The 24,160-nt window shown below is 64.0% G+C and carries 22 protein-coding genes; 16 read left to right on the forward strand and 6 right to left on the reverse strand.

The features are described 5' to 3' along the window. The first annotated feature begins 159 nt into the window (after positions 1–159). From nrdD to BN1124_RS20665, 3 genes are all read left to right on the forward strand, one after another. On the forward strand, positions 160–2,277 hold the full coding sequence (gene nrdD / locus BN1124_RS04765; protein ID WP_042639661.1) for an anaerobic ribonucleoside-triphosphate reductase: 2,118 nt from the start codon (positions 160–162) through the stop codon (positions 2,275–2,277). A gap of 91 nt (positions 2,278–2,368) precedes the next feature. After that, on the forward strand, positions 2,369–2,878 hold the full coding sequence (nrdG, locus tag BN1124_RS04770) for an anaerobic ribonucleoside-triphosphate reductase-activating protein (protein WP_042639663.1): 510 nt from the start codon (positions 2,369–2,371) through the stop codon (positions 2,876–2,878). Positions 2,879–2,936: 58 nt separating this feature from the next. Further along, positions 2,937–3,107 carry a YqaE/Pmp3 family membrane protein gene (locus BN1124_RS20665; RefSeq protein ID WP_033128704.1) on the forward strand — a complete coding sequence of 57 codons (171 nt, stop codon included), beginning with the start codon at positions 2,937–2,939 and terminating at the stop codon, positions 3,105–3,107. A 106-nt stretch (positions 3,108–3,213) separates the two neighbouring features. Here BN1124_RS20665 and BN1124_RS04780 read toward each other — a convergent pair whose 3' ends face one another. From BN1124_RS04780 to slyA, 4 genes are all read right to left on the reverse strand, one after another. After that, positions 3,214–3,573: an MliC family protein gene (locus BN1124_RS04780; protein WP_042639666.1), complete on the reverse strand. Its 360-nt coding sequence runs from the start codon at positions 3,571–3,573 to the stop codon at positions 3,214–3,216. Between the two features lie 183 nt (positions 3,574–3,756). Then, entirely contained in the window at positions 3,757–4,785 is a 1,029-nt protein-coding gene (locus tag BN1124_RS04785; protein WP_042639668.1) for a DUF2955 domain-containing protein, read from the reverse strand. A 10-nt stretch (positions 4,786–4,795) separates the two neighbouring features. Further along, positions 4,796–5,851 carry an HlyD family secretion protein gene (locus BN1124_RS04790; protein WP_042639670.1) on the reverse strand — a complete coding sequence of 352 codons (1,056 nt, stop codon included), beginning with the start codon at positions 5,849–5,851 and terminating at the stop codon, positions 4,796–4,798. Between the two features lies 1 nt (position 5,852). After that, positions 5,853–6,326, reverse strand: a complete 474-nt coding sequence (gene slyA / locus BN1124_RS04795; RefSeq protein WP_042639672.1) for a transcriptional regulator SlyA — start codon at positions 6,324–6,326, stop codon at positions 5,853–5,855. A gap of 281 nt (positions 6,327–6,607) precedes the next feature. Between slyA and BN1124_RS04800 the strand changes: the two genes are divergently transcribed. Genes BN1124_RS04800 through BN1124_RS04815 form a run of 4 tightly spaced genes read left to right on the forward strand, consistent with a single transcriptional unit; the run spans position 6,608 to position 11,758 of the window. Then, on the forward strand, positions 6,608–7,918 hold the full coding sequence (locus BN1124_RS04800) for a 2-hydroxycarboxylate transporter family protein (RefSeq protein ID WP_042639674.1): 1,311 nt from the start codon (positions 6,608–6,610) through the stop codon (positions 7,916–7,918). 10 nt (positions 7,919–7,928) lie between these two features. Further along, positions 7,929–9,479 carry an NAD-dependent malic enzyme gene (locus BN1124_RS04805; RefSeq protein ID WP_042639676.1) on the forward strand — a complete coding sequence of 517 codons (1,551 nt, stop codon included), beginning with the start codon at positions 7,929–7,931 and terminating at the stop codon, positions 9,477–9,479. A 17-nt stretch (positions 9,480–9,496) separates the two neighbouring features. Continuing rightward, positions 9,497–11,062 carry an ATP-binding protein gene (locus tag BN1124_RS04810; RefSeq protein ID WP_042639678.1) on the forward strand — a complete coding sequence of 522 codons (1,566 nt, stop codon included), beginning with the start codon at positions 9,497–9,499 and terminating at the stop codon, positions 11,060–11,062. 3 nt (positions 11,063–11,065) lie between these two features. Further along, entirely contained in the window at positions 11,066–11,758 is a 693-nt protein-coding gene (locus BN1124_RS04815; protein WP_042639680.1) for a response regulator, read from the forward strand. A 131-nt stretch (positions 11,759–11,889) separates the two neighbouring features. On the opposite strand, the gene BN1124_RS04820 is transcribed toward BN1124_RS04815, so the two are convergent. Beyond that, positions 11,890–12,789 (reverse strand): DMT family transporter, encoded by a 900-nt coding sequence (locus BN1124_RS04820; protein WP_042639682.1) that lies wholly within the window; start codon positions 12,787–12,789, stop codon positions 11,890–11,892. A gap of 165 nt (positions 12,790–12,954) precedes the next feature. On the opposite strand from BN1124_RS04820, the gene BN1124_RS04825 reads away from it, so the two are divergent. Continuing rightward, positions 12,955–13,746 carry an AraC family transcriptional regulator gene (locus tag BN1124_RS04825; RefSeq protein ID WP_042639684.1) on the forward strand — a complete coding sequence of 264 codons (792 nt, stop codon included), beginning with the start codon at positions 12,955–12,957 and terminating at the stop codon, positions 13,744–13,746. Positions 13,747–13,817: 71 nt separating this feature from the next. On the opposite strand, the gene exaC is transcribed toward BN1124_RS04825, so the two are convergent. Further along, the gene (gene exaC, locus BN1124_RS04830; protein WP_042639686.1) at positions 13,818–15,335 is read right to left on the reverse strand and encodes an acetaldehyde dehydrogenase ExaC; all 1,518 of its coding nucleotides are present in this window, start codon (positions 15,333–15,335) and stop codon (positions 13,818–13,820) included. A 217-nt stretch (positions 15,336–15,552) separates the two neighbouring features. Between exaC and BN1124_RS04835 the strand changes: the two genes are divergently transcribed. The 8 genes from BN1124_RS04835 to BN1124_RS04870 all read left to right on the forward strand — a co-directional run bounded on the left by BN1124_RS04835 (position 15,553) and on the right by BN1124_RS04870 (position 24,065). Beyond that, positions 15,553–17,214 (forward strand): sigma-54-dependent Fis family transcriptional regulator, encoded by a 1,662-nt coding sequence (locus BN1124_RS04835; protein ID WP_042640842.1) that lies wholly within the window; start codon positions 15,553–15,555, stop codon positions 17,212–17,214. A gap of 246 nt (positions 17,215–17,460) precedes the next feature. Further along, a complete protein-coding gene (locus BN1124_RS04840) occupies positions 17,461–18,738 on the forward strand; it encodes a GGDEF domain-containing protein (protein WP_042640844.1) in 1,278 nt (425 codons plus the stop codon). A 91-nt stretch (positions 18,739–18,829) separates the two neighbouring features. After that, on the forward strand, positions 18,830–19,240 hold the full coding sequence (locus BN1124_RS04845; RefSeq protein ID WP_042639688.1) for a VOC family protein: 411 nt from the start codon (positions 18,830–18,832) through the stop codon (positions 19,238–19,240). A gap of 102 nt (positions 19,241–19,342) precedes the next feature. Continuing rightward, positions 19,343–20,032, forward strand: a complete 690-nt coding sequence (phoB, locus tag BN1124_RS04850) for a phosphate regulon transcriptional regulator PhoB (RefSeq protein WP_033128688.1) — start codon at positions 19,343–19,345, stop codon at positions 20,030–20,032. 8 nt (positions 20,033–20,040) lie between these two features. Next, positions 20,041–21,336, forward strand: coding sequence for a phosphate regulon sensor histidine kinase PhoR (phoR, locus tag BN1124_RS04855; RefSeq protein ID WP_042639691.1), 1,296 nt, complete (start codon positions 20,041–20,043; stop codon positions 21,334–21,336). Positions 21,337–21,627: 291 nt separating this feature from the next. Continuing rightward, on the forward strand, positions 21,628–22,602 hold the full coding sequence (locus BN1124_RS04860; RefSeq protein ID WP_033128686.1) for a PstS family phosphate ABC transporter substrate-binding protein: 975 nt from the start codon (positions 21,628–21,630) through the stop codon (positions 22,600–22,602). Between the two features lie 156 nt (positions 22,603–22,758). After that, positions 22,759–23,571, forward strand: a complete 813-nt coding sequence (locus tag BN1124_RS04865) for a M48 family metallopeptidase (protein ID WP_231553597.1) — start codon at positions 22,759–22,761, stop codon at positions 23,569–23,571. Continuing rightward, complete coding sequence (locus BN1124_RS04870; protein ID WP_042639695.1) at positions 23,559–24,065, forward strand: GNAT family N-acetyltransferase; 507 nt, start codon at positions 23,559–23,561, stop codon at positions 24,063–24,065. The genes BN1124_RS04865 and BN1124_RS04870 overlap by 13 nt, the downstream gene beginning before the upstream one ends. The last annotated feature ends 95 nt before the right edge of the window (positions 24,066–24,160 follow it).

The raw sequence follows: 24,160 nt of genomic DNA on the forward strand, positions 1-24,160 counted from the left end.
GTGTTGTTAAGCTGTGTATAAGCTGTTTCCTTCTCACCGTCAGCCCAGGCTTGTCAAGCCTCGGCTGAATTTATTTGCGCCGGGGACTGGGCGTGGAGGAGGGGACTAAACAAGGGTAAGCCGAGGGCGATAGCCTGGCCTTTAAAACGGGGAAAACGCATGAAACCGGTTGTGATCAAACGTGATGGATGTCGCGCACCATTCAATGCCCAGCTGATTGCCGAGGCGGTGGGCCGAGCGGCAGCGGCGGTCGGCCAGGCCAATCCGACGCTGGGGGAGCGGGTTGCCGCCGCCGTCAGCCAGGAGCTGGAAGGGCGCGGTGAGGTGGACATCCACGAGATCCAGAACCGGGTCGAGAACCATCTGATGGCGTCCGACGACAAGGCCATCGCCCGTGCCTACATCGAGTATCGTCACGACCGGGATCAGGCCCGCGAGGCCCGTGGCCGCCTGGCCCAGGAAATTCGCGGCCTGGTGGAGCAGACCAACGCTGCCCTGCTCAACGAGAACGCCAACAAGGACTCCAAGGTGATACCGACCCAGCGCGACCTGCTGGCCGGCATCGTCGCCAAGCACTACGCCACCAGCCACATGCTGCCCCGTGACGTGGTGCAGGCCCATGAGAGCGGCGATCTGCATTTCCACGATCTCGACTACTCCCCCTTCTTCCCCATGTTCAACTGCATGCTGATCGACTTGCAGGGCATGCTGACCCACGGCTTCAAGATGGGCAATGCGGAGATCGACACCCCGAAATCCATCAGCACCGCCACCGCGGTGACCGCCCAGATCATCGCCCAGGTGGCGAGCCACATCTATGGCGGCACCACCATCAACCGCATCGACGAGGTGCTGGCACCCTATGTGACCATCAGCTGGCAGAAACACAAGGAAGTGGCCGAGGAGTGGGGCATCGCGGACGTGGACGCCTATGCCATGGCCCGCACCGAGAAGGAGTGTCACGACGCCTTCCAGTCGCTGGAATACGAGGTGAACACCCTGCACACCGCCAACGGCCAGACGCCCTTCGTCACCTTTGGCTTCGGTCTGGGGAAAAGCTGGGAGTCTCGCCTGATCCAGCGCGCCATCCTCGGCAACCGCATCGCCGGCCTTGGCAAGAATCGCAAGACCGCCGTGTTCCCGAAACTGGTGTTCGCCATCCGTGATGGCCTCAACCACAAGGTCGGGGATCCGAACTACGACATCAAGCAGCTGGCGCTGGAGTGTGCCTCCAAGCGCATGTACCCGGACATCCTCAACTACGACCAGGTGGTCAAGGTGACCGGCTCCTTCAAGACCCCCATGGGCTGCCGCTCCTTCCTCGGTGCCTACGAGGAGAATGGCGAGCTCGTCCACGAGGGGCGCAACAACATCGGGGTGGTGAGTCTCAACCTGCCGCGCATCGCCTTGAAATCCAGGGACGAGGCGGACTTCTGGGACAAGCTGGATGCCGCGCTGGCGGTCGCCAAGACGGCGCTCATGTATCGCATCGAGCGGCTCGACGGCGTCAAGGCGCGGGTCGCCCCCATCCTCTACATGGAAGGGGCCTGCGGGGTGCGTTTGAAAGCCGACGATAACGTCAGCGAGATCTTCAAACACGGCCGCGCCTCCATTTCCCTTGGCTATATCGGGGTGCACGAGACCATCAACGCCCTGTTCGGTGCAAAGACTCATCTGTTCGACAGCGCCGTGCTGCGCGAGAAGGCCATCGAGATCATCGCCCGCCTCAAGGCGGCCACCGACGCCTGGCGGGAGGAGACCGGCTACGGTTTCAGCCTCTATTCCACCCCGAGCGAGAACCTCTGCACCCGCTTCTGCCGCATCGACGCCAAGGAGTTTGGCGTGGTGGCCGGAGTGACCGACAAGGGTTACTACACCAACAGCTTCCACCTCGACGTGGAGAAGCAGGTGAACCCTTATGACAAGCTGGACTTCGAGGCGCCCTATCCGCCCATCGCCAGTGGTGGCTTCATCTGCTACGGCGAATACCCCAACATCCAGCACAACCTGGAGGCGCTGGAGAACGTCTGGGACTACAGCTATGACAAGGTGCCCTACTACGGCACCAACACCCCCATCGACGAGTGCTACGACTGCGGCTTTACCGGCGAGTTCGAGTGCACCTCCAAGGGCTTCACCTGCCCCCGCTGCGGCAACCACGATCCGGCCAAGGTGTCGGTGACCCGTCGGGTGTGCGGTTACCTCGGCAGCCCGGATGCGCGCCCCTTCAACGCGGGCAAGCAGGAAGAGGTCAAGCGCCGGGTCAAACATATGTAAGCCGGGCGGCTGAGCGACGAGATGGCTCCCGATGATGAGGGAGCCATTTTTATTGGCGAACCCGGCCCGCGATGGGTTGAGGAGAGACGAGATGCACTACCACCAGTACTACCCGGTCGATGTGATCAATGGCCCCGGCACTCGGGCCACCCTGTTCGTATCGGGCTGCGAGCACCAGTGCCCCGGTTGCTACAACCAGAGCACCTGGCGGCTCGACGGGGGCAAGCCGTTCGATGAGGTTATGAGCGATCGCATCATCAGCGATCTCAACGACGTGCGCATCAAACGGCGGGGTCTGTCGCTGTCGGGCGGCGATCCGCTGCACCCCGCCAACGTCCCCCATGTGCTGGCGCTGGTGAAACGGGTGCGAGCCGAGTGCCCTGGCAAAGACATCTGGTGCTGGACCGGTTATCTGCTCAGCGAGCTCAGCCTGGCCCAGCGCGAGCTGGTGGCCTTGCTGGATGTGCTGGTGGATGGCAAGTTCGAGAAGGGGCTGGCGGATCCCGGTTTGTTGTGGCGCGGCAGCAGCAATCAGCTGATCCACGATCTCAAGGCCTGGCGAAATAATGGAGAACTTATCCCCTGTCTGGTTTGCAGTTGAAGCCAAGGCTGTTTATGGTTAGCCCAACCCTGACACATCTTTGACGAGGAGAGACGAGATGAACAATCTGCTCAAGATCCTGCTGGCCATCTTCCTGCCCCCCGTGTGCGCCTTTATCCAGGTGGGGTTGAGCCTCCATTTCTTTATCAACATAGTGCTGACCCTGCTCGGCGGTCTGCCCGGCATGGTGCATGCGCTCTGGCTGGTGGTCACCGACAAGCGTGCCTGAGCCATCGGGCGTGCAAGAAAGCCCCTCCGGGCCTTTTCAATAACAAACACCCCGGCCTGGCCGGGGTGTTTCGTTTAGGGGAAAGGGCGGCGCAGCAGTCTGCCGATCACTGCTCTTTGCAGTCGTTGTAGAGGCTCTGCCACTCGCCCTCCTGATCCCGCATCTCCACGAAACCCTCCTTCCCCTTGTTCCACCAGACCACCTCGTGATCGTCGGTATAGCGGGCGCCGGAGGCGGAGACCGCCTGGGGCAGGGTGTAGTCCTTGCCATCGGGCAGGGCCAGCTTGATGAAGTTCAGGCTGTCGTCCGAGAGGGCGAAGTAGCGCACCTGTACCTTCTTGTTCTGCTCACAGAGGTAGGTGATAGGGTCGCCGCCAGTCACCCCCAGCTTGCCGGCCCCCAGATCGCAGCCACTGAGCAGGGTCAGGGTGCCCATCGCCAGTAGAGAGAGCTTGGCCTGTTTCATGTTGGATCCTCCATTGGTGTCATATGGCCTTGAGCCTAACAGCTTGAAGCCTTGGCGCAATGCCCCCGGGGCACCACTGCGTCGGGATGCGTCCGTCGGGTGGCCGCGGCTGGCGGACAAAAAAACGCCCCGCAAAGATGGCGGGGCGAAAAGGCAGCAGATCCTTTGCTATTGGAAAAGGGTTCAATAACCGAAGCGTGTCGCCTCGAAGCGGTTGAGCAGACGGTGGATGAGATAGCAGGCCAGCAGGGTGGCGACGATGGCAAACAGTATGCTGCTCACCCGATAGAGTGCGCTGAACACCAGATCGTTGCCCGGGGTCAGGTACTGGCCAAACAGGATGCCGAGGGTGGTGAGGGCGCCGAAACCGACCCCGGATCCGCTGGCCTCCTTCACGTGGGCATAGCTGAACAGCATGGCGCCGAGCCAGAGCAGCGGGGTGACGAGCAGCAGCAAGCCGGACCAGTCGTAGAGCACCAGCTGGCCGAGGATGCCGAAGCTCACCCCCAGCAGGGTGCCCATGGCCCGCTTGCGGGCATAACTCAGCGCCCCGTCCCAGTGCATGGGGAAGAGCACCAGCAGGGTGGTGGCCTGGGCGGACATGGAGTCGCGCAGGTCGAACAGCTGGAACACCAGAAACGACAGGGTGGCGATGCTGGCACCGAGCAGCGCCTCGTGGCGCATCCGGTGCGGCGCCTTGGGGGAGGCGGCGGGCTTGGGCCGCTCCTCCACGTCCGGGATCAGGGCCGTCATCAGGTAGGCGATCAGCACCGACAGCACGCTGGCCCAGATGTTGCTGAAGATGAGATCGTTCAGATCCGTCTGCGGGTAGCTGGCGAAGTGCAGCATGATGCTGAGGCTCAGCACCCCGTTGGCGCCGAACAGGAACAGGCTGCCACGGGACATGGCGGCGAAGCGATAGAGAAACAGCAGGAAGACGATGGGCAGCATCAGCCCGGGGTGGCCGCCGAACAGGCCTCCCAGCAGGCCCACCTCCAGCCCGCACATCACGGCGGACGCGATGAGCTGGCGGGCGGCATGGCCGTTCATCACCGGGATCATGCCGAGCAGCAGCACCGGGGTCACGGTGAAGAAGACCCCGTTGCTCCAGCCGAAGGTCTTGCACAGCAGGAAGCCAAGCGTGCAGCCGAAGGCGATGCGCAGACACTGGCGCAGCTCGTTGGCGGTGAGGGGCCTGTGCCACAGGTTCATGGTCGTCATCTCAGTAGATGTAGTGCAGCAGGCTGAGCAGGCGGATCTGGCCGCGGGCAAACAGGGCGCTCAGGGCGTTGTCCGGCAACAGCTGGACGGTGGCACGGGCCCCGGCCGGCAGATGCTCGGGCAACTGCTCGAGCGCCAGATGCAGGCGCAGGCGCTGGGCATCGCGCACCCAGCGATCCGATTCGATGGGGTTGGCCAGCAGGCCGTTGGCATCGAACTGGCCGGCGCTGACCCCGGCATCCAGGCTGGCGACGCGGGCAGGGTAGAGGCGGCCGGGCTCGCCGTCGAAGGCGATCAGGGCGCGGCTACCTGTGCTGACATGACGCAGGCTCTTCTCGCGAAAATCGGCGATCACGTCCACCTGCTCCGACACCAGCGCCAGCAGGGGAGCCCCCGCCGTGGCGACGCTACCGGGCTTGAGTTGCAGGTTGGTGATGATGCCATCCTGGCTCGCGTGGACCTGGCTGTAGGTGAGGTTCAACTCGGCCTGGGCGAGGCGGTTGCGGGCCTGGCGCAGCAGCAGGTTGTCGTCGCCGGGCAGCCCCCGGGTGACTTTGGTCTGCTCCATGCGGGCCTGGCTTGCCAGCAGGTTGGCGTGGGCGGTGCGAGCGGCGCTGTCCGCATCGTCTTTCTGCTGCTCGGAGACCATATGACGGCCATAGAGCGCATCGATACGCGCCGCTTCCCGCTGTTTCTGGGCACTCAGGGTCTGCAGCGCGCTATATTCGGCGAGGGAGGCACTCAAGGTCGCATCGAGCTGGTGGTTCTGCTGCTCCGCCTGGGCCAGGGCGAGGCGAGCCTGTTCGACCGCGAGCTCGAAGGGGACGGGATCCAGCGTGAACAGCAGATCCCCCTGCTTGACGTGCTGGTTGTTGTCCACCGCGACCGAGACCACCTTGCCGCTGACCTGGGGGGCCATCTTGGTGACGACCCGGGTCGCCATGGCTTGCGGGGTGAGCGGCATCTTGAGATCGGCTAGCAGGAAGTAGCCGAACACCAGGACGAAGCATGCAATGGCCCACTTGATCCAGCGCTTGAATTGTTGATCCGGGGTCATCTTATTCTCTCTCTTTGTGCTGGGCGCCGATCTTGCCAAGGGCGTTGGCGCTGATGCGGTGCACTATGTCTTCAAATTGTGTCAGCTCTTGCTGGCTGATGCCGGCGAGCAGCTCCCGACGTACCCCTATGATGCGATCCTCGATCTGATCGAGCAGCGCCTTGCCGGCCTCGGTCAGGGTGACGATGCGGGCCCGCTTGTCCTGGCTGCAGCAGTGGCGCTCGATCAGGGCCTGCTCTTCCAGCTGGCCCAAGGTGCGCATCAGGGAGGGCAGCTCAATCTCGAGCGCCTCGGCCAGGGTCTTCTGGCTGAGGTGGCCGCCGAGCTGGCTGAGCTTCCACAGCGCCGTCCAGCGCGGGTGGGTCAGGCCAAGGGGGGCGAGTTCGAGATCGGCCACGGTGCGCCACAGCCGGTGCAGTCGCCCAAGGCGCTCGGCGAGCGACAACTCCCGCAGCATTTCCAGATCTTTTCCCATGACGGACGCTCCATTTACTTAGCCTGCTAAGCATTATATGTATTTCGCAGGCTAAGTAAATACTGTGATACAGCTCACGTTCAGGTTTCTGGGTGGGGGATGCGCAAATGGACCCCGGCACGAGCAGGAAAGAGACCTGGGATGGCTCCCGGCCAGGCCAGGCGCCACCTGGGAATGGTGCTTAAGGTTTCAATGTTTTTATATGGCTTTGCAAGGTCGCTAACCGACAGCGACGGGGGGGATCAGTAGAGTGGCGCCACACCACAAGTTGGAGCATAACAATGAAAAACCTCTCTACCCCCCAAGTACAAGTCAAGGCCGCCTGGAGCGACCAACAGATTGCCGGCATGCCCATGATGATCTTCCTCGGACTCGCCACCTGCGTGCTGTTTTCGGGCTGGAACGGCTCCCTGCCCCTCGGCATGGTCGGTGCCCTGGCGCTGATGTTCGTGCTCGGCACCCTGCTGACCGAACTCGGCGAGCGCATCCCCCCTATCCGCGAATACCTGGGGGGCGGCACCATACTCGCCATCTTCGGCGGCGCCGCCCTGTTTGAATACCGGATCCTGCCGGCCGAGGCGGGTCAGGTCATCACCGGCTTCATGAAGGAAGGGGGCTTCCTCAACTTCTTCATCGCCAGCCTGGTGACCGGCTCTGTGTTCGGCATGAGCGGCTCTTTGCTCAAGAATGCCGCCATGCGCTACCTGCCGGTGATCCTGGGCGGGGTGGCGCTGGCGCTGCTCAGCGTCGGTCTGGTGGGTACTCTGCTGGGCTACGGCTTCAAGAATGCGGTGCTACTCATCGGCCTGCCCATCATGGGCGGTGGCATGGGGGCTGGCGCCGTGCCGCTGGTGGAGATCCTCTCCGGCCCCTTGCAGATGTCCAGCGCCGACTTGCTGTCACGCATGGTGCCCGCCGTGGTGATCGCCAACACCCTGGCCATCCTGGTAGGCACCATGCTGGCCCGCCTCGGCCGCCGTTACCCCTCCCTGACCGGCAACGGCAAGCTGATGATCAACGAGAGTGACGCGCGGGTGGCCGACGAACAGGTCCAGGCTCCGACCCTGGAGAGCCTGGGCCTCGGCCTCTTCATCAGCTCCAGCATGTTCGTGCTGGGCTCCCTGCTCGGCAACTTCATCCCCATGCACCCCTTCGCCCTGATGATACTGGCGGTCGCCATCATCAAGGTGAGCGGCGTGTTGCCCCGTCGCTACGAGCAGGCCGCCGCCGACTGGTATCAGTTCGTGGTCGGCAACCTCACCCCCTCCCTGCTGGTGGGGATCGGGGTCGCCTACACCAGCATCCCCGAGCTCATCGGCGCCTTCTCGGTCAACTACTTCATCATGGTGCTGACCACTGTCGTGGGCGGCGCCCTGGGGGCGGCCATCGTCGGGCGCATGATAGGGTTTTATCCCATCGAGGCGGCCATCACCGGCGGCCTGTGCATGGCCAACATGGGGGGCACCGGCGACGTGGCGGTGCTGTCGGCGGCCCAGCGCATGAAGCTGATGCCGTTCGCCCAGATCTCGTCCCGTCTCGGGGGGGCCGTGATGTTGATCCTGGCCACCCTGCTCATCTCGCTGCTGGCATAAGGAATCGAACATGAACGACATGATGATGGGCACCAGTCTGCCCTATGCCGAACGCAAGCGTCAGGGCCTGATGGGGCGCATGCCCCACAAGGAGGAATCCCTCTCCCAGCAGCGCCGCCGCATCTATCGGCTGGTGTCTGCCATGCAGAGCCCCTTCGATCAGCATCTGCTGCTGCGCCAACTGCAGGAAGACAATCCGGTGCTGTTTTACGATCTGGTGCGCCACCACCTGCCTGAGCTGCTGCCGATCATCTACACCCCCGTAGTGGGGGAGGCCTGCCAGCGCCACAGCGATCTCTACCTGCGCAGCCACGGCCTCTACCTCTCCTGGCACGACAGGGACGATCTGGACGACATCTTCGCCGCCGTGGAGCAGGAGGTGGATGTCATCGTCATCTCCGACGGGGAGCGGGTGCTGGGGCTCGGCGATCTCGGCATCGGCGGCATGGGGATCTGCATCGGCAAGCTGGCGCTCTACTCCGCCGCCGGCGGCATCAACCCGGCCCGCACCCTGCCCCTGTGCGTGGACGTGGGCACCAACAACCCGGAGCTCTTGGAAGATGATTCCTACCTCGGCTGGCAGGCGCCCCGGGTGGATGGGGAGCCCTATTACCACTTCATGGACTTGGTGGTGGCAGCCATTCGCCGGCGCTGGCCCCAGGTGGTGTTGCAGTTCGAGGACTTCGCCGGCAAGCATGCCGCCAACCTCCTGGCTCGCTACCGGGACGAGCTGTGCATGTTCAACGACGACATCCAGGGCACGGCGGCGGTGGCGTCGGCCTGCGTGCTGGCGGGCTTGCAGCAGGCGGGCAGTCAGCTTGCCGATACCCCAGTGCTGATCGTCGGCGCGGGCTCGGCGGGCTGCGGCATCGCCGCCATGCTGGCCCAGCTGGCGGGCAGCCCGGAGCAGATCTGGCTGTTCGATCAGGACGGCCTAGTGTGCCGGGATCGCGCCAACCTGACACCGTCCCAGCAGCCCTTCGCCCGCTCGGCGGAGGAGGCCTGCGCCGAGCTGCCCGCGCTGATTTCGCGCCAGCGCCCCGGGGTGCTGATCGGGGTGAGCGGCCAGGGCGGCCTCTTCAACAACGAGGTGCTGACGGCCATGGGGGCCGCGTGCGAGCGACCGGTGATCCTGCCGCTCTCCAACCCGACCCGCAGCGCCGAGGCGACCCCGGCCGAGGTGTGGCAGGCCACGGGCGGGCGCGCCCTGCTCGCCACCGGCAGCCCCTTCCCGCCGGTGGCGGTGGCGGGGGAGGCGCGGGTGGTCTCCCAGTGCAACAACGTCTACGTCTTCCCCGGCATCGGCCTCGGTGCCTGCGCGGTCAAGGCGCGCCGCATCAGCGATGGCATGTTGCTGGCGGCGGTGCGGGCGGTGGGGGCCTATCCCCTGGCCGAGGGGCGGCTGCTGCCTCCCATCGAGCAGGTGGGGGAGGTGGCCCGCGCCGTGGCGAGGGCGGTGGCGCTCTGTGCTCGCGACGAAGGCTTGGCGGATTTTGCCGGCGATCCCGCCCCGCTCATTGACCAGACCTGGTGGCGCCCGCACTATTGGTCCGTCCCCTGAGTCTGCAAGGTTATTAGATGAAACTGCGCCATCAACTGGTCACCCTCTCCCTCGGCATGTCGCTGCTGCTGATCCTGATCCTCGGCGGCTTGCTCGCCCTCTTCATCCGCCACCTGCTGGAGAGCAACCTGCAGGAGAAGGGCAGCGATCTGGCGCGGGTGCTGGCGGCGGATACCCGGGTGGTGCAGGCCCTGCAGCAGGGCGAGGATCCGGGTCTGCGGGACTATGTGCAGGGGATCTGCAAGCGCACCGACGCCGCCTACATGGTGGTGACGGACGAGCACGCCCGCCGCCTCAGCCACCCTTCCCCCGAGCTGGTGGGCCAGATCTTCCGCGGCGACGACATCTGGCCGGCGATCCAGGAGCTGCGCAGCTACTGCTCCAAGGACGAGGGCACGCTCGGGCCGGCCATTCGCTGCTTCTCGCCGGTGATCGGCGCCGATGGACGCGCCATAGGCGCGGTGGCGGTGGGTTACCTGATGAAGGCGGTGGAGGGTACCTATCTGGAGCGAATCGCCCTGCTCATCAGCGCCATCGGCGCCGTGCTGGGCTGCGGCCTGTTGCTGGCGTTCTGGCTGCAGCACCGGCTGAAACGCACCCTGCTGGATCTGGAGCCGGAGACCATAGTCAATCGCTTCGCCCAGCAGGATCTGGTGTTGGAGGGCATCTCGGAGGGGATAGTGGCCCTCGATGGCAACCATCGCATCAAGATGCTCAACAGCGCGGCCTTCTACCAGTTGCGGCTGCCGGGCACCGGCCGCCACGCCCTGCTGGGGCAATCCCTGGCCGAGCTGGCCCCGAGCCTGCTGCCTGCTCTGGATCAGCAGGGCGGGGTGAACTTCACCGTGCAGGGGGAGGCCTTCGTCGGCCACTGGCAGGAACTCAGCGGCCGGGAGCCGGGCCGGATGCTGATCTTCAGCCGGCCGGATGGCACCGGCAGCCTCGGCATGCAGGTGACCCACCTGCGTCAGTATGCCGAGATGCTGCGCATCCAGACCCACGAGTTTGCCAACAAGCTGGGCAGCCTCTCCGGTCTGCTGCAGCTCGGCCACGTGGATCAGGCGGTGGAGCTCATCCAGCAGGAGAACGAGGCCTGCCAGACCATGCTGCAGGACTTGCTGCGCTCCATCGAGAACAAGCCGGTGGCCGGGCTCATCCTCGGCAAGTTCAGCCGGGCGCGGGAGCTCGGGGTCGAACTGGTGCTGGATCCCGGCTCGGCGCTCGGGGAGTACCCGGCCGAGGTGTCGGCGGATCTCATCACCTGCATCGGCAACCTGCTGGACAACGGCCTGCGCGCCGCCTGGGCTAATCGCGAGCATTGCCCCCCTAGGGTGTTGCTCTCCGTCGATGATTTCGGCCGACGGCTGGTGATCGAGGTGGAGGACAGTGGTGTGGGGGTGGACGAGGCGCTGGCGGATCACCTGTTCGATTACGGTATCAGCCGTCAGACCGGAGATCATGGCGTAGGTCTCTTTCTGGTCAAGAAGACCGTGGCCCGTCGTGGGGGTGTGATAGAATGGCGACGCACCGCCGAGCAGACGACACTGTTCGGTATCTATTTGAATAAAAACCAATTGGTGTGAGCCATGAAGCCACTTTTCACCCTTATTATCGAGGACGACGAGCGGATCGGTGCCATCTTGGCCGAGCTGGTTTCCTCGACCCCGGGTTACTCTCTGCTGGGGCGGGCCGAGAGCCTGGCCCAGGCAGATCTCATGCTGCGTGCCACCGAACCCCAACTGCTGGTGGTGGACATCTCCCTGCCCGATGGCTCCGGGCTGGAGTGGGTCAACCGGCTGCGCAACCACAACCGTGAGGTGTTCGTGGTGATGGTCACCGCCTCCTGCGACGTGGAGACCATACAGCAGGCCCTGAACCTGGGGGTGCAGGATTACATCATCAAGCCGCTGCGGTTGTTTCGCATCCAGCAGAGTCTGGACGAGATCCTGACCCTGCACCGCCGCCTGTGCGAGCGCGGTCTGCTGGAGCAGAGCGATCTCGACCGGCTGATGGGCAAGGGCCGCATCCAGCCGAGGGAGATCCGCGACACCCCCAAGGGCATAGACGCCATTACCTTGCGCCAGGTGCTAGAGCTGCTGGCCGGGGAGCCGGACACGGCCTTTTCCACCGATACGGTGGCGCTGCGCCTGTCCCTGAGCCGTACCACGGCGCGCCGCTATCTGGAGTTTCTGGAGTCCGAAGACAAGCTGGACGTGGATCTCAACTACGGCCAGCGCGGCCGGCCGGAGCGCCGTTATCACTGGCGCCGTGCAAGCTAGGAATACGGCGAAAACGAGTCGCGGCAATAGAAGTCAAAACAACGAGGGAGCCTGGGCTCCCTCGTTGTTTTAGTGCGTTTTTTGCAGCATAGGCTGTCGATTTTTACAGGAATGCCTGCGTGTTTCGCTGCCTAGGCCTCTTCCAGTAGTGGGGTACGTCGTCTCCCCTTGAGCTGGGAGCACATGACGCCGCCGAGGATGAGGCCGCCGCCGAGCAGGTGATAGCCGTGGATGGGCTCCCCCAGGCTGATGACCGCGATCAGCGCCGTAAACAGCGGGATCAGGTTCATGAACACCGAGGTGCGCTCGGCCCCGAGACTGGCGAGGCCGCGCATCCAGCTGTAGGCCGCCAAGAGAGAGGAGGCGAGCCCAGCGAACAGCACCATGCTCCAGCCTTCCTGCGGCACTGCGAGGGAGTCTGCGCTGAGGGCGACCGGGATGAGCAGCAGCACCGCCAGCAGGATCTGCACATAGAGGTTGAGCCAGGGGCCGAACGGCAGCTGCCAGCGGCGGATCAAGAGGCCATAGAGCGCATAGCTGGCCGCCCCCAGCAGCATCATGCCGTCCCCCGGGTTGATGCCGTTGTGCAAGAGTGCCAGCGGCTGGCCCTGGCTCAGCAGCCAGAACACCCCGAACAACGACACGCTCATGCCCGCCAGCGCCTGCTTGCCGGGCTTCTGGCCGAAGAAGCAGGCCCCGATCAGCAGGGTCAGCAGTGGCAGCAGTGAGCCGATGACCCCCATGTTGGTGGCCGAGGTGCTGTGGGCGGCGTAGTAGGCGAGGCACTGATAGAGCACCATGCCGAGCAGGGAGAGCACCAGCAGCTTGCCGAGCCAGGGGCGAAACTCGGCGCGGCGACGCCACAGCTGGGGCAGGCAGAACGGCGACAGGGCCAGGGCGGCGAGCACCCAACGGTAGAACGAGATGGCGGCGGGATCCACCACGCCGGCCGCCGCCTTGGAGACGACGGTGTTGGTGGCCCAGATAAGCACCGCCAGCAGGGGAAACAGGAGGGGGGAGAAGAGACGCATGGAAGACTCCTTTAATGTCAGGTTGCTAGTCTACCCCTGTCTTTCTCATGTGAAGTAACGTAAAACTGACAATCTATCCCGCAGAAAGGACAACCCAGGCCCCGGTCTCTGTCAGGGGCCTCTGCGGGGCAGGGCATGTTTCTCACACAGCACAGGCAACTCAAGATGGCGCATCACTATCACCCCAGGGATCTCGAACTGCCGGAGCCCAATCCGCTCTACCTGCGTTATCAGCAGATCCAGGCCGACAGCGCCTGCGCCCCCCACAGCCACCCCTGGGGTCAGTTCAGCATGATAAGCCTGGGGGTGATGGAAATCGTGCTGGACGAGCAGCGGCTGGTGGCGCCGGCGGATTACCTCATCTGGGTGCCCGCCCATCTGGAGCACGCCTCCTACAACCAGCAGGCGCTGGACTACACCTCCATCTATGTCAGCAACGCCCTGGCCGCCAGACTGCCCGCCGAGCCCAGGCTGCTGGAGATGACGCCGCTCATCCGCGCCCTGCTGACGGATTTTTGTGAGCGACGGCTCGGCCACATGCAGGACGAGTGGGACATGCGTCAGGCCGAGCTGCTGGTGGAGAAGCTCGCCCACACCCGCTGCCAGGAGAGCTACCTGCCCATGAGTCAGGACAAGCTGCTGGCCCCCATGCTGGCGGCCCTGCGCAGTGATCCCGCCGATCCCCGCACCCTGGCCCAGTGGGCCGAGCAGTTGCACAGCACCGAGCGCACCCTGGCCCGGCGCTGCGTGCGGGAGCTCGGCATGAACTTCGGTCAGTGGCGGGCCCGGCTGCGGCTGCTCAAGGCGCTGGCCTGGCTCAAGGGGGAGCTGCCTATTCAGGAGATAGGCTGGCGGCTCGGTTATGGCTCCACCTCCGCCTTCATCGCCATGTTCAATCGGGAACTGGGATGCTCCCCCCAGCGCTATCGCCAGCAGCTGGCCCAGCCCGGCAACTAAGCGGCCGATAGGTGGATAAAAAGAGGGCGCCTTATGGGCGCCCTCTGGTTCTGTCTCGATCGTGCTTCTGATCAGAAGAAGCCGAGGGGGTTGATGTCGTGGCTTATCAGCAGGTTCTTGGTGTTCTGGTAGTGATCCAGCATCATCTTGTGGGTCTCGCGGCCGATCCCCGACTTTTTGTAACCGCCGAACGCCGCGTGGGCCGGGTAGGCGTGGTAGCAGTTGATCCAGACCCGGCCGGCCTGGATGCCGCGCCCCATGCGCCATGCAAGGTTGCTGTCCCGGGTCCACAGACCGGCTCCCAAGCCGTACTGGGTGTCGTTGGCAATAGCCAGGGCGTCCGCCTCGTTCTTGAAGGTGGTGACCCCGAGCGCCGGCCCGAAGATCTCCTCCTGGAATACCCGCATCTTGTTCTGGCCGTGGAAGATGGTGGGCTGGATGTAGAAGCCCCCCTCCAGCCCGCTCACCCTGGCGGCATTGCCGCCGATCAGCATCCTGGCCCCCTCGCCGCGACCTATCTCCATGTAGCTCAGGATCTTGTCGTACTGCTCGCGGGAGACCTGGGCCCCGACCTGGGTGGTGGTGTCGAGGGGGTTGCCCTGCACGATTGTGCGGGCGCGGGCCAGCACCCGATCCATGAAGTCGTCGTAGATGCTCTCCTGCACCAGGGCGCGGGAGGGGCAGGTGCACACCTCACCCTGATTGAAGAAGGTCATCAGCATGCCCTCCACCGCCTTGTCGATGTACTGGCTCTCGTGTTGCATCACGTCGGCGAAGTAGATGTTGGGGGACTTGCCCCCCAGCTCCACGGTGGAGGGGATCAGCTTCTCGGCGGCGCAGCGCAGTATATGGGCGCCGATTTCGGTAGAACCTGTGAAGGCGAGCTTCTGGATCCGATCGCTGGTGGCGAGCGCCTGGCCGGCCTCGTTGCCAAAGCCGTTGACCACGTTGACCACGCCGGGGGGCAATATGTCCTTGATGAGATCCATCAGCAGCATGATGGTGACCGGGGTCTGCTCGGCGGGCTTGAGCACGCTGCAACAGCCAGCCGCCAGCACGGGTGCCAGCTTCCAGGCCGCCATCAGCAGCGGGAAGTTCCAGGGGATGATCTGGCCGACCACCCCGATGGGCTCCTTGAAGTGGTAGCTGACGGTGTTCTGATCCAGCTCGGCGGCCGAGCCCTCCTGGGCGCGGATGCAGCCGGCGAAGTAGCGGAAGTGATCCACCACCAGGGGCAAGTCGGCGGCCAGGGTCTCGCGCACCGCCTTGCCATTCTCCCAGGTCTCGGCGACCGCGAGCCGCTCGATGTTTTGCTCGATGCGATCGGCGATGCGCAGCAGCAGGTTGCTGCGCTCGGTGACGCTGGTCTTGCTCCAGCTGGCAAACGCCTTGTGGGCGGCATCCAGCGCGAGATCGATGTCGGCGGCATCGGAGCGGGCCACCTCGCAGAACACCCGGCCATCCACGGGTGAGATGTTCTCGAAATAGCGCCCGGCGCGGGGAGCCACCCAGTCGCCACCGATGAAGTTGTCGTAACGGGACTTGAAGCTGACCAGGGCGCCTGCCTGGCCGGGAGCGGTATAGATCATCTCATTATCCTTATGTGTGTGGTCCTGGCCGGCCTATCGGGAGGGCCGGTTGCGATCCGTTATCGCAAGGGCCGTGCCAGAGGGTCTGACCAGCGAGCAAAAGTTACAAAAACGTTATCAAAAAGGGCGCGGCGGCGTATCTTGATTAACCAATGACCCCGGTCGTGGCGATGAGACTGTGCCGTTTCTGGACAGTGGCCGCGACACTGTCCCCTTTGTGAACAGGAGGCCCGATGAGCGAACTTCCCCCATCCAGCGCTCATGGCAGCGCTGCCTGCATCAGGGGCTCAGCCGCCAGCAGAGCGCCGAGCTGGACCTGCTGCCTCAGGGGGAGCTCAGGGCCAGGCTGGAGGAGCACAGGGAACTCATCGCCTGTTTCCAGCGTTTCGTGCTGCCGCTGTTCACCCAACTGCTGGCCGGGCGACCCTGCCGGTTGCTGCTGTGCGACGCCGAGGGCGCCATACTGGCGGCCAGTGGCGACGACGGCTTCGCCCGCCACGCCGAGCGCATCTTCCTGCGCAGCGGCGCTCGCTGGGGGGAGGGGAGCAAGGGCACCAATGCCATAGGCACCGCGTTGGCAGAACAGAGCGAGGTGCAGGTGCTCGGCGCCCAGCACTTCTTCGCCCAGCACAGCTTCTTGAGCTGCAGCGCCAGCCCGCTGCTCGGCCCGGATGGCAGCCTGCTCGGGGTGCTCGACATCTCCACCGATGCGGCCCACCACGGCGGCGACATGCTGGGCACGGTGCGACTGCTCGCCATGACCCTGGAGAATGCACTGTTGGCCTGCCAACCGGGCTGGCTGGTGGATCTGGAGCCCCAGAGCCTCTGGTCGGCCCGATTGCTGCTGGGGGAGGCGGGGGAGTTGCTCGGTGCCAACCGGGCCGGGCGGCTCTGGCTCGGCCAGTATCCCTTCGATGGGCGGCAACTGCTGCGTGAACGGCGCGGCTTGTACTTGGCGGCGGAGTCTTTGGCGTCGGCTCGCCAGGTAGGGACCCCGGTGCCGCTCAAGATGCTGGAGCGGGGTATCTCCTTGCTGATCGAGGGGGAGACCGGCAGTGGCAAGGAGCACCTGGTGCGGGCACTGCATCGCCAGTCGAGCCGGCAGGCGCAACCGCTGGTGTGCGTCAACTGTGGCGCCCTGCCGGCGGATCTGGTGGAAGCCGAGCTGTTTGGTTACGTGGGTGGTGCCTTCAGCGGTGCCCGCAGCCAGGGCAGTCAGGGCTACCTGCGCGCGGCCCACGGAGGCATCCTGATGCTCGATGAGATTGGTGAATTACCGCTGCTGGCCCAGACCCGGCTGCTGCGGGTGTTGCAGGAGCGGGCCGTCACCCCGGTCGGCAGCCACAAACCGGAAGCTGTGGATTTCTGGCTGGTCAGCGCCAGCCACCGGGATCTGGCCGCCATGGTGCAGGCCGGCACCTTTCGCGAGGATCTCTATTACCGCATCTGCGGCTGGCGCCAGTCGCAGGCCCCGCTGCGGCAGTGGCCTGCGTGGGAGCGGCAGGGGTTGATCCAGCGCCTGCTGGCGGAGATGGACCCGGCGCTGCGCCTGACGGATGAAGCAGAGCAGCAACTGCTTGCCCATCCGCTGCCCGGCAACGTGCGCCAGCTCAAGCAGGTGTTGGAGGTGGCCTGCGTACTGGCGGAGGGACAGGGCTGGATAGGGCCCGCCCACCTGCATCTGCACTCAGCGCCGCAGTTGCCCGGGGGCGCGCCAATCGCCATGGCGCCGCAGGCGGAGGGCGTGACGCTGCGCGAGCAGAGTCGGCGGCGGGTGCAGCAGACCCTGGTGGCCTGCGATGGCAACGTGAGCGAGGCGGCGCGCCGCCTCGGCATCAGCCGCACTACCCTGTATCGGGCGCTCAGAGAAGAAGGCTGAAAGAAGGGCGCTGGGGGTGCTGTTACTTCGCATTTTGCTTGTGTAAGATGGGCCGGCGAAAATACCTGTTTTTCTTTATTTTTCCATGGCATGGAGTGCTGCATCGTGAAAAATCCCAGGCTTTTGGCGGCTGGCTGAGCCAGTCGCCCTCGGCGCCCCGGCGGCGCGTGTAATAACGCCTCTGGTGCCGGGCTGCACCGGATCCGGTGGGCGTAGAGTCAAGATTTTCCTGTAGGTGTGATGCTCATGCTCCCTTCCTATTTTCGTGTGACCAATCAGTTGTTCTGGGCCCTGCTGGGCATCAGCCTGTTGGCCATAGTGCTGTTCGAGTTTGGCCCTGAGCGCAGGCTGGACATCCTGGCCAATGCCGAATTGTCCGCCAAGGCGCAGGACGATCGCGGCCAGAGTGGCCATTCGGTCGCGACCCTGGTCCCGCAGGGTGGCAAACCGGCCATCGACTGTCAGCTGCGCGCCGGTGCCGACAGCCCCTTCTGCGAGCTGATCCTGACCCTGACCAAACCGGAGCGCGGGATCGATCTCTCCTATTTCAGCGGCATGCGGGTCAAGCTGCGGGTCGAGGGGGAGGGGCCGCAATACTGGCACCTCTACCTGCGCAACTATGATCCCAGCTACTCAAGGCTCGGGGATGGCGTCTCCCACAAGTTCAACGAGGTGATCTTCCGCCCCAATGACTATGGCCAGCTGCAAGAGATGCCCCTCAGCGTGTTCACCCCGGCCGCCTGGTGGGTGCAGGAATACGGGATCCCGCTGGCAGAGCAGGGGCCGGATCTGCGCCGGGTCTATGCCATCGAGATAGCCTCGGTCGGCATGAAGCCAGGCACCTATCGGCTGGCGCTGGAGCAGATGGAGTTCTACGGCCGCTGGGTGCGACCGGGGGACTTCTATCGCGGTTTGCTGTTGAGCTGGTTGGCGTACGGAGTGCTGCTGTTCCTGATCGAGCACCTGCTGGTGGGAGACAAGCTGCGCAAGGCCAAGGCGGCCAAGCTGGCGGCCGAGGAGCTCAGTCAGAGCCTGAGCGAGCAGAACAGGCGCACCGAGGAGGAGGCCCGCTACGATCCTCTGACCGGGGCCCTCAACCGGCTCGGGGGCGAGAAGCTGCTCGGCGAGCTCGGCGAGATACCGCTCTCCTTCATCTATATCGACATCGATCACTTCAAGCAGGTCAATGACAACCACGGCCACCCCATGGGGGACGAGGTGCTAAAGCACATGGTGAGCGAGGTGCTGAACCATTGTGACAGCCTGTGCCGCCTGGTGCGCTGGGGGGGAGAGGAGTTCGTGCTGGTCTGCCTGCACTACGAACAGGCGAGGGCAGAGGGACTGGCCGAGCGGATCAGGAGGGGGCTGGAGTCCTATCCGGGCTGGCCGCTTGGACTTAAGATCACCGCCTCCTTCGGGGTGGCGGAGCGGCGCGGCGATCCGCTGGAAAGGGCGCTCAAGCGGGCCGACGAGGCGCTCTATCAGGCCAAGAAACGGGGCCGCAACCGGGTCGAGGTGGAATAAGTCCTGTCGGGCTGGCGACGGAGCCGGCTTGCCGTTATGCTGCGCCCGCCTGGCGCCCTGCGCCTTTGTCCATCTGACGAGGAACCTCTGCATGTCACAACACCTTGGCGCCCTGACCCTGCTGGTGGCCGACTACGATGCGGCCATCGCCTTCTTCACCCAAGGCCTTGGCTTCGAACTGCTCGAAGACAGTCTCCTCGACGAGCTAGGCAAACCGGGCAAGCGCTGGGTGCGGGTCGCCCCGCAAGGCGCGCCGGGGTCGGCCCTGCTGCTGGCCCGCGCCGCCAATCCAGAGCAAGCGGTCGCCATCGGCCAGCAGGGCGGTGGCCGGGTCTTCCTGTTCCTCGAGACCGACGACTTCTGGGGGGATTACCAGCGGATGCAGGCTTATGGTGTGCATTTTTGTGAACAGCCCCGTCTCGAGCCTTACGGCACTGTGGTGGTGTTCGAGGACATCAGCGGCAATCGCTGGGACCTGCTGCAACGCACCGCTGCCAACTGAAACTGAAAACGTTTATCATCCCGCCTGTCATAAAGTCATAAAAGTGTCACAGAAAGTTCTAATAATTGGCGCACCCATCTTCACAGAGGAGAGAGAAGGGATATGGCTAAGCGAATTCTGGTGGTCGAGGACGAGGCACCCATCCGCGAAATGCTCTGCTTCGTGCTGGAGCAAAAAGGATATGAAACGGTTGAAGCGGAAGACTATGCCGATGGACTGGCGAAGGTGCGCGAGCCCTACCCCGAGCTCATCGTGCTGGACTGGATGATGCCAGGTGGCAGCGGCATCCAGTTCATCAAGCAGCTCAAGCAGGATGAGCTGACCCGCCAGATCCCGGTGGTGATGCTGACCGCCCGCGGTGAAGAGGAGGACAAGGTCCGTGGCCTGGAGGCGGGGGCCGATGACTACATCACCAAGCCGTTCTCTCCCAAGGAGCTGACCGCCCGCCTGCACGCCGTGATGCGCCGGGTCTCCCCCACCTCGGTGGACGAGGTGATCGAGGTACAGGGGCTCAAGCTGGATCCGGTGTCCCACCGCGTCAGCGCCGAGGACAAGGCGCTGGACATGGGGCCGACCGAGTTCAAGCTGCTGCACTTCTTCATGACCCACCCGGAGCGTGTCTACAGCCGTGAGCAGTTGCTGAACAACGTCTGGGGCACCAATGTCTATGTGGAAGACAGAACCGTGGACGTGCACATCCGTCGCCTGCGCAAGGCCATCGAAGAGACGGGGCACGACAAGTTGATCCAGACGGTGCGTGGAGCCGGATACCGCTTCTCAATCCGCCTCTAGGGGACGATATGTTGCAACCTTACGCCTGGCGGCGACAGTTGTGGCGAATGGCGTTCTTCTACGCCCCCTTCGTCCTGGTCGGCTGGCTGGTCGATCACCTTGCCCTCTGCCTGCTGGTGGCAACGCTGCTGCACCTGGGCTGGCACTACCGCTTCCAGAAGCGGCTGTCGGACTGGCTGTGGCACGATCGCAGCCTGGTGCCTCCCAATGGCAGCGGCAGCTGGGAATACATCTTCAACGGTATCTACAAGCTGCAACAGCGCCACCGGGCCCGTCGCCGCGAGCTGGCGGGCCTCATCCGCCGCTTTCGGGAGGGGGCCGAGGCCCTGCCCGATGCGGCCGTGGTGTTTCGCACCGATGGCAGCATCCTTTGGTGCAACCGGCTGGCGGAGCAACTGCTCGGCTTTCGCTGGCCGGAGGATGCCGGTCAGCACATCGGCAACCTCATCCGCCATCCCGCCTTCGTCGCCTACCTGAACAAGGGGCTCTATGACGAGCCCTTCGAGATGAGCTCCCCCATCAACGAGGAGAAGTTTCTCGAGTTTCGGATCATGCCCTATGCCGAGGATCAGGCGATGCTGGTGGTGCGGGACGTGACCCGGCTGCGCAGTCTGGAGAAGACCCGCAAGCACTTCGTCTCCAACGTCTCCCACGAGTTGCGCACCCCGCTCACCGTGCTCAAGGGCTATCTGGAGATGACCGAGGAGCCGCCGCCGCCCGCCATGTGGGCCAAGGCGCACAGGGTGATGATGGAGCAGACCATCCGCATGGATAATCTGGTCAATCAGCTGCTCACCCTGTCGCGCATCGAGGCGGCGCCCTCGGTGGATCTCTCCCATCTGGTGGACATGCCCGCCATGCTGGGGCTGCTTGAGCAGGAGGCGCGGGCACTGTCGGGAGAGAGCGCGCATCAGTTTGAGTTCAAGGTGCAGTCCAACCTGTTCGTGCGCGGCGACCGGGATCAACTGCGCAGCGCCGTCTCCAACCTGGTCTACAACGCCATTCATTACACCCCGGCGGGTCGCAAGATCAGCGTGGAGTGGCGCAAGCAGGGGGCCATGGCGCTGTTCCTGGTGCAGGACGAGGGGGAGGGGATAGCCCCCGAACATCTGACGCGGCTCACCGAGCGCTTCTATCGGGTCGACAAGGCGCGCTCTCGCCACACCGGCGGCTCCGGGCTCGGCCTTGCCATCGTCAAGCACGCCCTCAGTCATCACGATGCCCAGCTCGAGATTGAGAGCCGGGTCGGTGTCGGCAGCCGTTTCAGCTTCCTCATCCCCGGTCGCATGGTGGTGGTTAAATAACCATTTGAGTCAATTGGTTAGTATCAATATCAGGGCCGCTCACGCGGCCCTTTTTGCATTTGTCATAATCCTGCGTCATGTCATTAAAGTGTCACATTAAATCCATAAATTTGTCACTGCCAGGTCAGATACTGGCGCCGTCTTAAGAACGGACCTTCTGGCACTCTGGAGACGAGAGGGTACGGAATGAAACTTAACAATCTGACTGATGCAGTCGGGTTGACCACAGCAAGACAGTGTTAATCGGCGCCATGTATTGGCAATAGCCTTCTGTAACTTTGGAGAGATTGGATGAAACTCAACAAACTGGCTGGTGTAATCGGATTTACCGCAGCAACCCTGTTTTCCGTCAGCGCGCTGGCTGCCGGTGTGGATAAAGACCTGCCGGATTACACTCCGACCAGCGGCATCTCGGGCAACCTGTCCTCTGTCGGCTCGGACACTCTGGCCAACATGATGACCCTGTGGGCCGAAGAATTTAAGCGCATGTACCCCAACGTCAACGTGCAGATCCAGGCCGCCGGCTCTTCTACCGCCCCGACCGCGCTGACCGAAGGTGTCGCCCAGTTTGGCCCCATGAGCCGCGCCATGAAGGCCGGTGAAGAAGAGGCGTTCGAGAAGCGCTACGGCTACAAGCCGACCGCCATCCGCGTCGCGGTCGATGCCCTGGCCGTATTCGTCAACAAGGACAACCCCATCAAGGGGCTGACCATGCCGCAGATCGATGCCATCTTCTCCAGCACCCTCAAGTGCGGCGAAGCCAAGGCCGCCACCAAGTGGTCTGATCTGGGTCTGGATGGCAGCTGGTCCGCCAAGGATCTGCAGCTGTTCGGCCGCAACTCGGTATCCGGCACCTACGGTTACTTCAAGGAGCACGCCCTGTGTAACGGCGACTTCAAGAGCGGCGTGAACGAGCAGCCGGGTTCGGCTTCCGTGGTGCAGTCCGTCTCCTCCTCCCTGAACGGCATCGGTTATTCCGGTATCGGTTATGTCACCTCCGGGGTACGCGCCGTACCGCTCTCCAAGGATGGCAAGACCTTCATCGAGGCCACCTCGGACAACGCCATCACCGGCAAGTACCCGCTGTCGCGCTTCCTGTACGTTTACGTGAACAAGCACCCGAACAAGCCGCTCTCCCCGATGGAGCAAGAGTTTGTGAAGATGATCCTGTCCAAGGCCGGTCAGAACATAGTGGCGAAGGACGGTTATGTACCCGTCCCGGCCAAGGTGGTCCAGGCCGACCTGAAGAAGCTGGGCGTAATGTAATCCACCCTCTTCCCATGACAGACAAACGAGCCCCATGTGGGCTCGTTTTTATTGGTGTTTCGGGACCTTTTTGGTCGCAAGGCATGGCAGCCTGCTTGCGCCGGAGGGCGGCATTTCCGAGAATAGGGCAATCACCTCATGGTAAAGGATCCCTTCATGCGTGCCTCTTCTTCCCTGTCCAAATTAGGCCTGGCTGCCCTGTGCAGCGCCTTGCTGGCCGGTTGTGCCCAGTCTCCGACCGGCCGCAACCAGATGCTGCTCTTCTCTCCCCAGCAGATGAACCAGCTGGGGGCCGACTCCTTCGAACAGATGAAGAAGCAGGAGAAGGTGAGCAAGGATGCCAAGATGAATGCCTACGTCTCTTGCGTGGCCAAGGCGGTCACCGCCCAGGTGCCGGCGAGCTACGGCATCACCAGTTGGGAGGTGGTGGTGTTCGACTCCAAGGAGGTGAACGCCTTCGCCCTGCCCGGCGGCAAGATCGGGGTCTACAGCGGCTTGCTCAAGGTCGCCAAGAATCAGGATCAGCTCGCCACCGTCATCGGCCACGAGCTGACCCACGTGCTGGCCCAGCACTCCAACGAGCGGCTCTCGCGCGATCAGCTGACCGGCATCGGGCTGGCGGTGGCCGATGCCGCCATCGGCAGCAGCCAGGGGGGCGGTGCCACCATGGCCGCGCTCGGCCTCGGGGTGCAGGTCGGCATTACGCTGCCCTATGGTCGTGAGCAGGAGAGCGAGGCGGACCGGCTCGGGCTGGCGCTGATGGCCCGTGCGGGCTTCGATCCGGCGCAAGCCGTTCCCCTGTGGCAGAACATGAGTGCCGCCTCCGGTGGCAAGGCACCGCCCCAACTGCTCTCCACCCACCCGAGTGACGCGAGCCGCATCGCGGAGCTGCAGGCCCAGCAGGCCGAGGTGCAACCCCTGTATCAGCAGGCACGTGCCGCGGGGTTGGCGCCTCAGTGCAAGGCGTAAGCCTGCGGCTGGCCCGTCCCGCCGATGCCGCCGCCATGACGGTGATGCAGCGGGCCAGCTGGCTGGCGGTCTATGGTGATCTGCTCGGTGAAGATCTGCTGACTCAGCTGGCGGTCACCGATCACCTGCAGATCTGGCATCGCCGGCTCACTGGATCTGGCCCCGCGCCCATGTTGCTCTGCCTGGATGAGGTCATCATAGGCCTGCTCTACTGGCAGCCGACGCAGGAGGGGGCACTGATGACCGCGCGCATCCAAGCCCTCTATCTGCATCCCGGCCATTGGCGCCAGGGCCATGGCAAGCGGTTGTGGCAGGCGGTGGCGATGCAGATGCGCCGGGTGGGCTGTGAATGCGTCAGATTGTGGCTGCAGGATGGCAACCGGATCGGCGAGGGATTTTACCTGCGCCGTGGCTTCGTGTTCGATGGCCAGGAGCGCACCCTGCAGAGCCTCGGGCAACCCTGTCTGCAGCGGCAAATGTTCCGTTTGCTTTGAGCTGGCTCTCATTTTTCCCCCATGGTGACTTTATTTTTGTCACGAATTAATACAATGTGCCCCTTCTGGACAGACTGAGGTGGACAGGTTCACCG

Origin of the sequence: Aeromonas eucrenophila, from assembly GCF_000819865.1 — a bacterium.
GTDB lineage: Bacteria > Pseudomonadota > Gammaproteobacteria > Enterobacterales > Aeromonadaceae > Aeromonas > Aeromonas eucrenophila.

Excerpts from the sequence above, each read along its gene's own strand:
- slyA (WP_042639672.1), bottom strand. The coding sequence starts at position 6,326 with ATGGGAAAAGATCTGGAAATGCTGCGGGAGTTGTCGCTCGCCGAGCGC.
- phoR (WP_042639691.1), top strand. The coding sequence starts at position 20,041 with ATGTTGCAACCTTACGCCTGGCGGCGACAGTTGTGGCGAATGGCGTTC.
- BN1124_RS04805 (WP_042639676.1), top strand. The coding sequence starts at position 7,929 with ATGAACGACATGATGATGGGCACCAGTCTGCCCTATGCCGAACGCAAG.
- BN1124_RS04780 (WP_042639666.1), bottom strand. The coding sequence starts at position 3,573 with ATGAAACAGGCCAAGCTCTCTCTACTGGCGATGGGCACCCTGACCCTG.
- BN1124_RS04800 (WP_042639674.1), top strand. The coding sequence starts at position 6,608 with ATGAAAAACCTCTCTACCCCCCAAGTACAAGTCAAGGCCGCCTGGAGC.
- BN1124_RS04845 (WP_042639688.1), top strand. The coding sequence starts at position 18,830 with ATGTCACAACACCTTGGCGCCCTGACCCTGCTGGTGGCCGACTACGAT.
- BN1124_RS04840 (WP_042640844.1), top strand. The coding sequence starts at position 17,461 with ATGCTCCCTTCCTATTTTCGTGTGACCAATCAGTTGTTCTGGGCCCTG.
- BN1124_RS04825 (WP_042639684.1), top strand. The coding sequence starts at position 12,955 with ATGGCGCATCACTATCACCCCAGGGATCTCGAACTGCCGGAGCCCAAT.
- BN1124_RS20665 (WP_033128704.1), top strand. The coding sequence starts at position 2,937 with ATGAACAATCTGCTCAAGATCCTGCTGGCCATCTTCCTGCCCCCCGTG.
- exaC (WP_042639686.1), bottom strand. The coding sequence starts at position 15,335 with ATGATCTATACCGCTCCCGGCCAGGCAGGCGCCCTGGTCAGCTTCAAG.
- BN1124_RS04790 (WP_042639670.1), bottom strand. The coding sequence starts at position 5,851 with ATGACCCCGGATCAACAATTCAAGCGCTGGATCAAGTGGGCCATTGCA.
- BN1124_RS04815 (WP_042639680.1), top strand. The coding sequence starts at position 11,066 with ATGAAGCCACTTTTCACCCTTATTATCGAGGACGACGAGCGGATCGGT.
- BN1124_RS04865 (WP_231553597.1), top strand. The coding sequence starts at position 22,759 with ATGCGTGCCTCTTCTTCCCTGTCCAAATTAGGCCTGGCTGCCCTGTGC.
- BN1124_RS04820 (WP_042639682.1), bottom strand. The coding sequence starts at position 12,789 with ATGCGTCTCTTCTCCCCCCTCCTGTTTCCCCTGCTGGCGGTGCTTATC.
- BN1124_RS04860 (WP_033128686.1), top strand. The coding sequence starts at position 21,628 with ATGAAACTCAACAAACTGGCTGGTGTAATCGGATTTACCGCAGCAACC.
- BN1124_RS04810 (WP_042639678.1), top strand. The coding sequence starts at position 9,497 with ATGAAACTGCGCCATCAACTGGTCACCCTCTCCCTCGGCATGTCGCTG.
- phoB (WP_033128688.1), top strand. The coding sequence starts at position 19,343 with ATGGCTAAGCGAATTCTGGTGGTCGAGGACGAGGCACCCATCCGCGAA.
- nrdG (WP_042639663.1), top strand. The coding sequence starts at position 2,369 with ATGCACTACCACCAGTACTACCCGGTCGATGTGATCAATGGCCCCGGC.
- BN1124_RS04785 (WP_042639668.1), bottom strand. The coding sequence starts at position 4,785 with ATGAACCTGTGGCACAGGCCCCTCACCGCCAACGAGCTGCGCCAGTGT.
- nrdD (WP_042639661.1), top strand. The coding sequence starts at position 160 with ATGAAACCGGTTGTGATCAAACGTGATGGATGTCGCGCACCATTCAAT.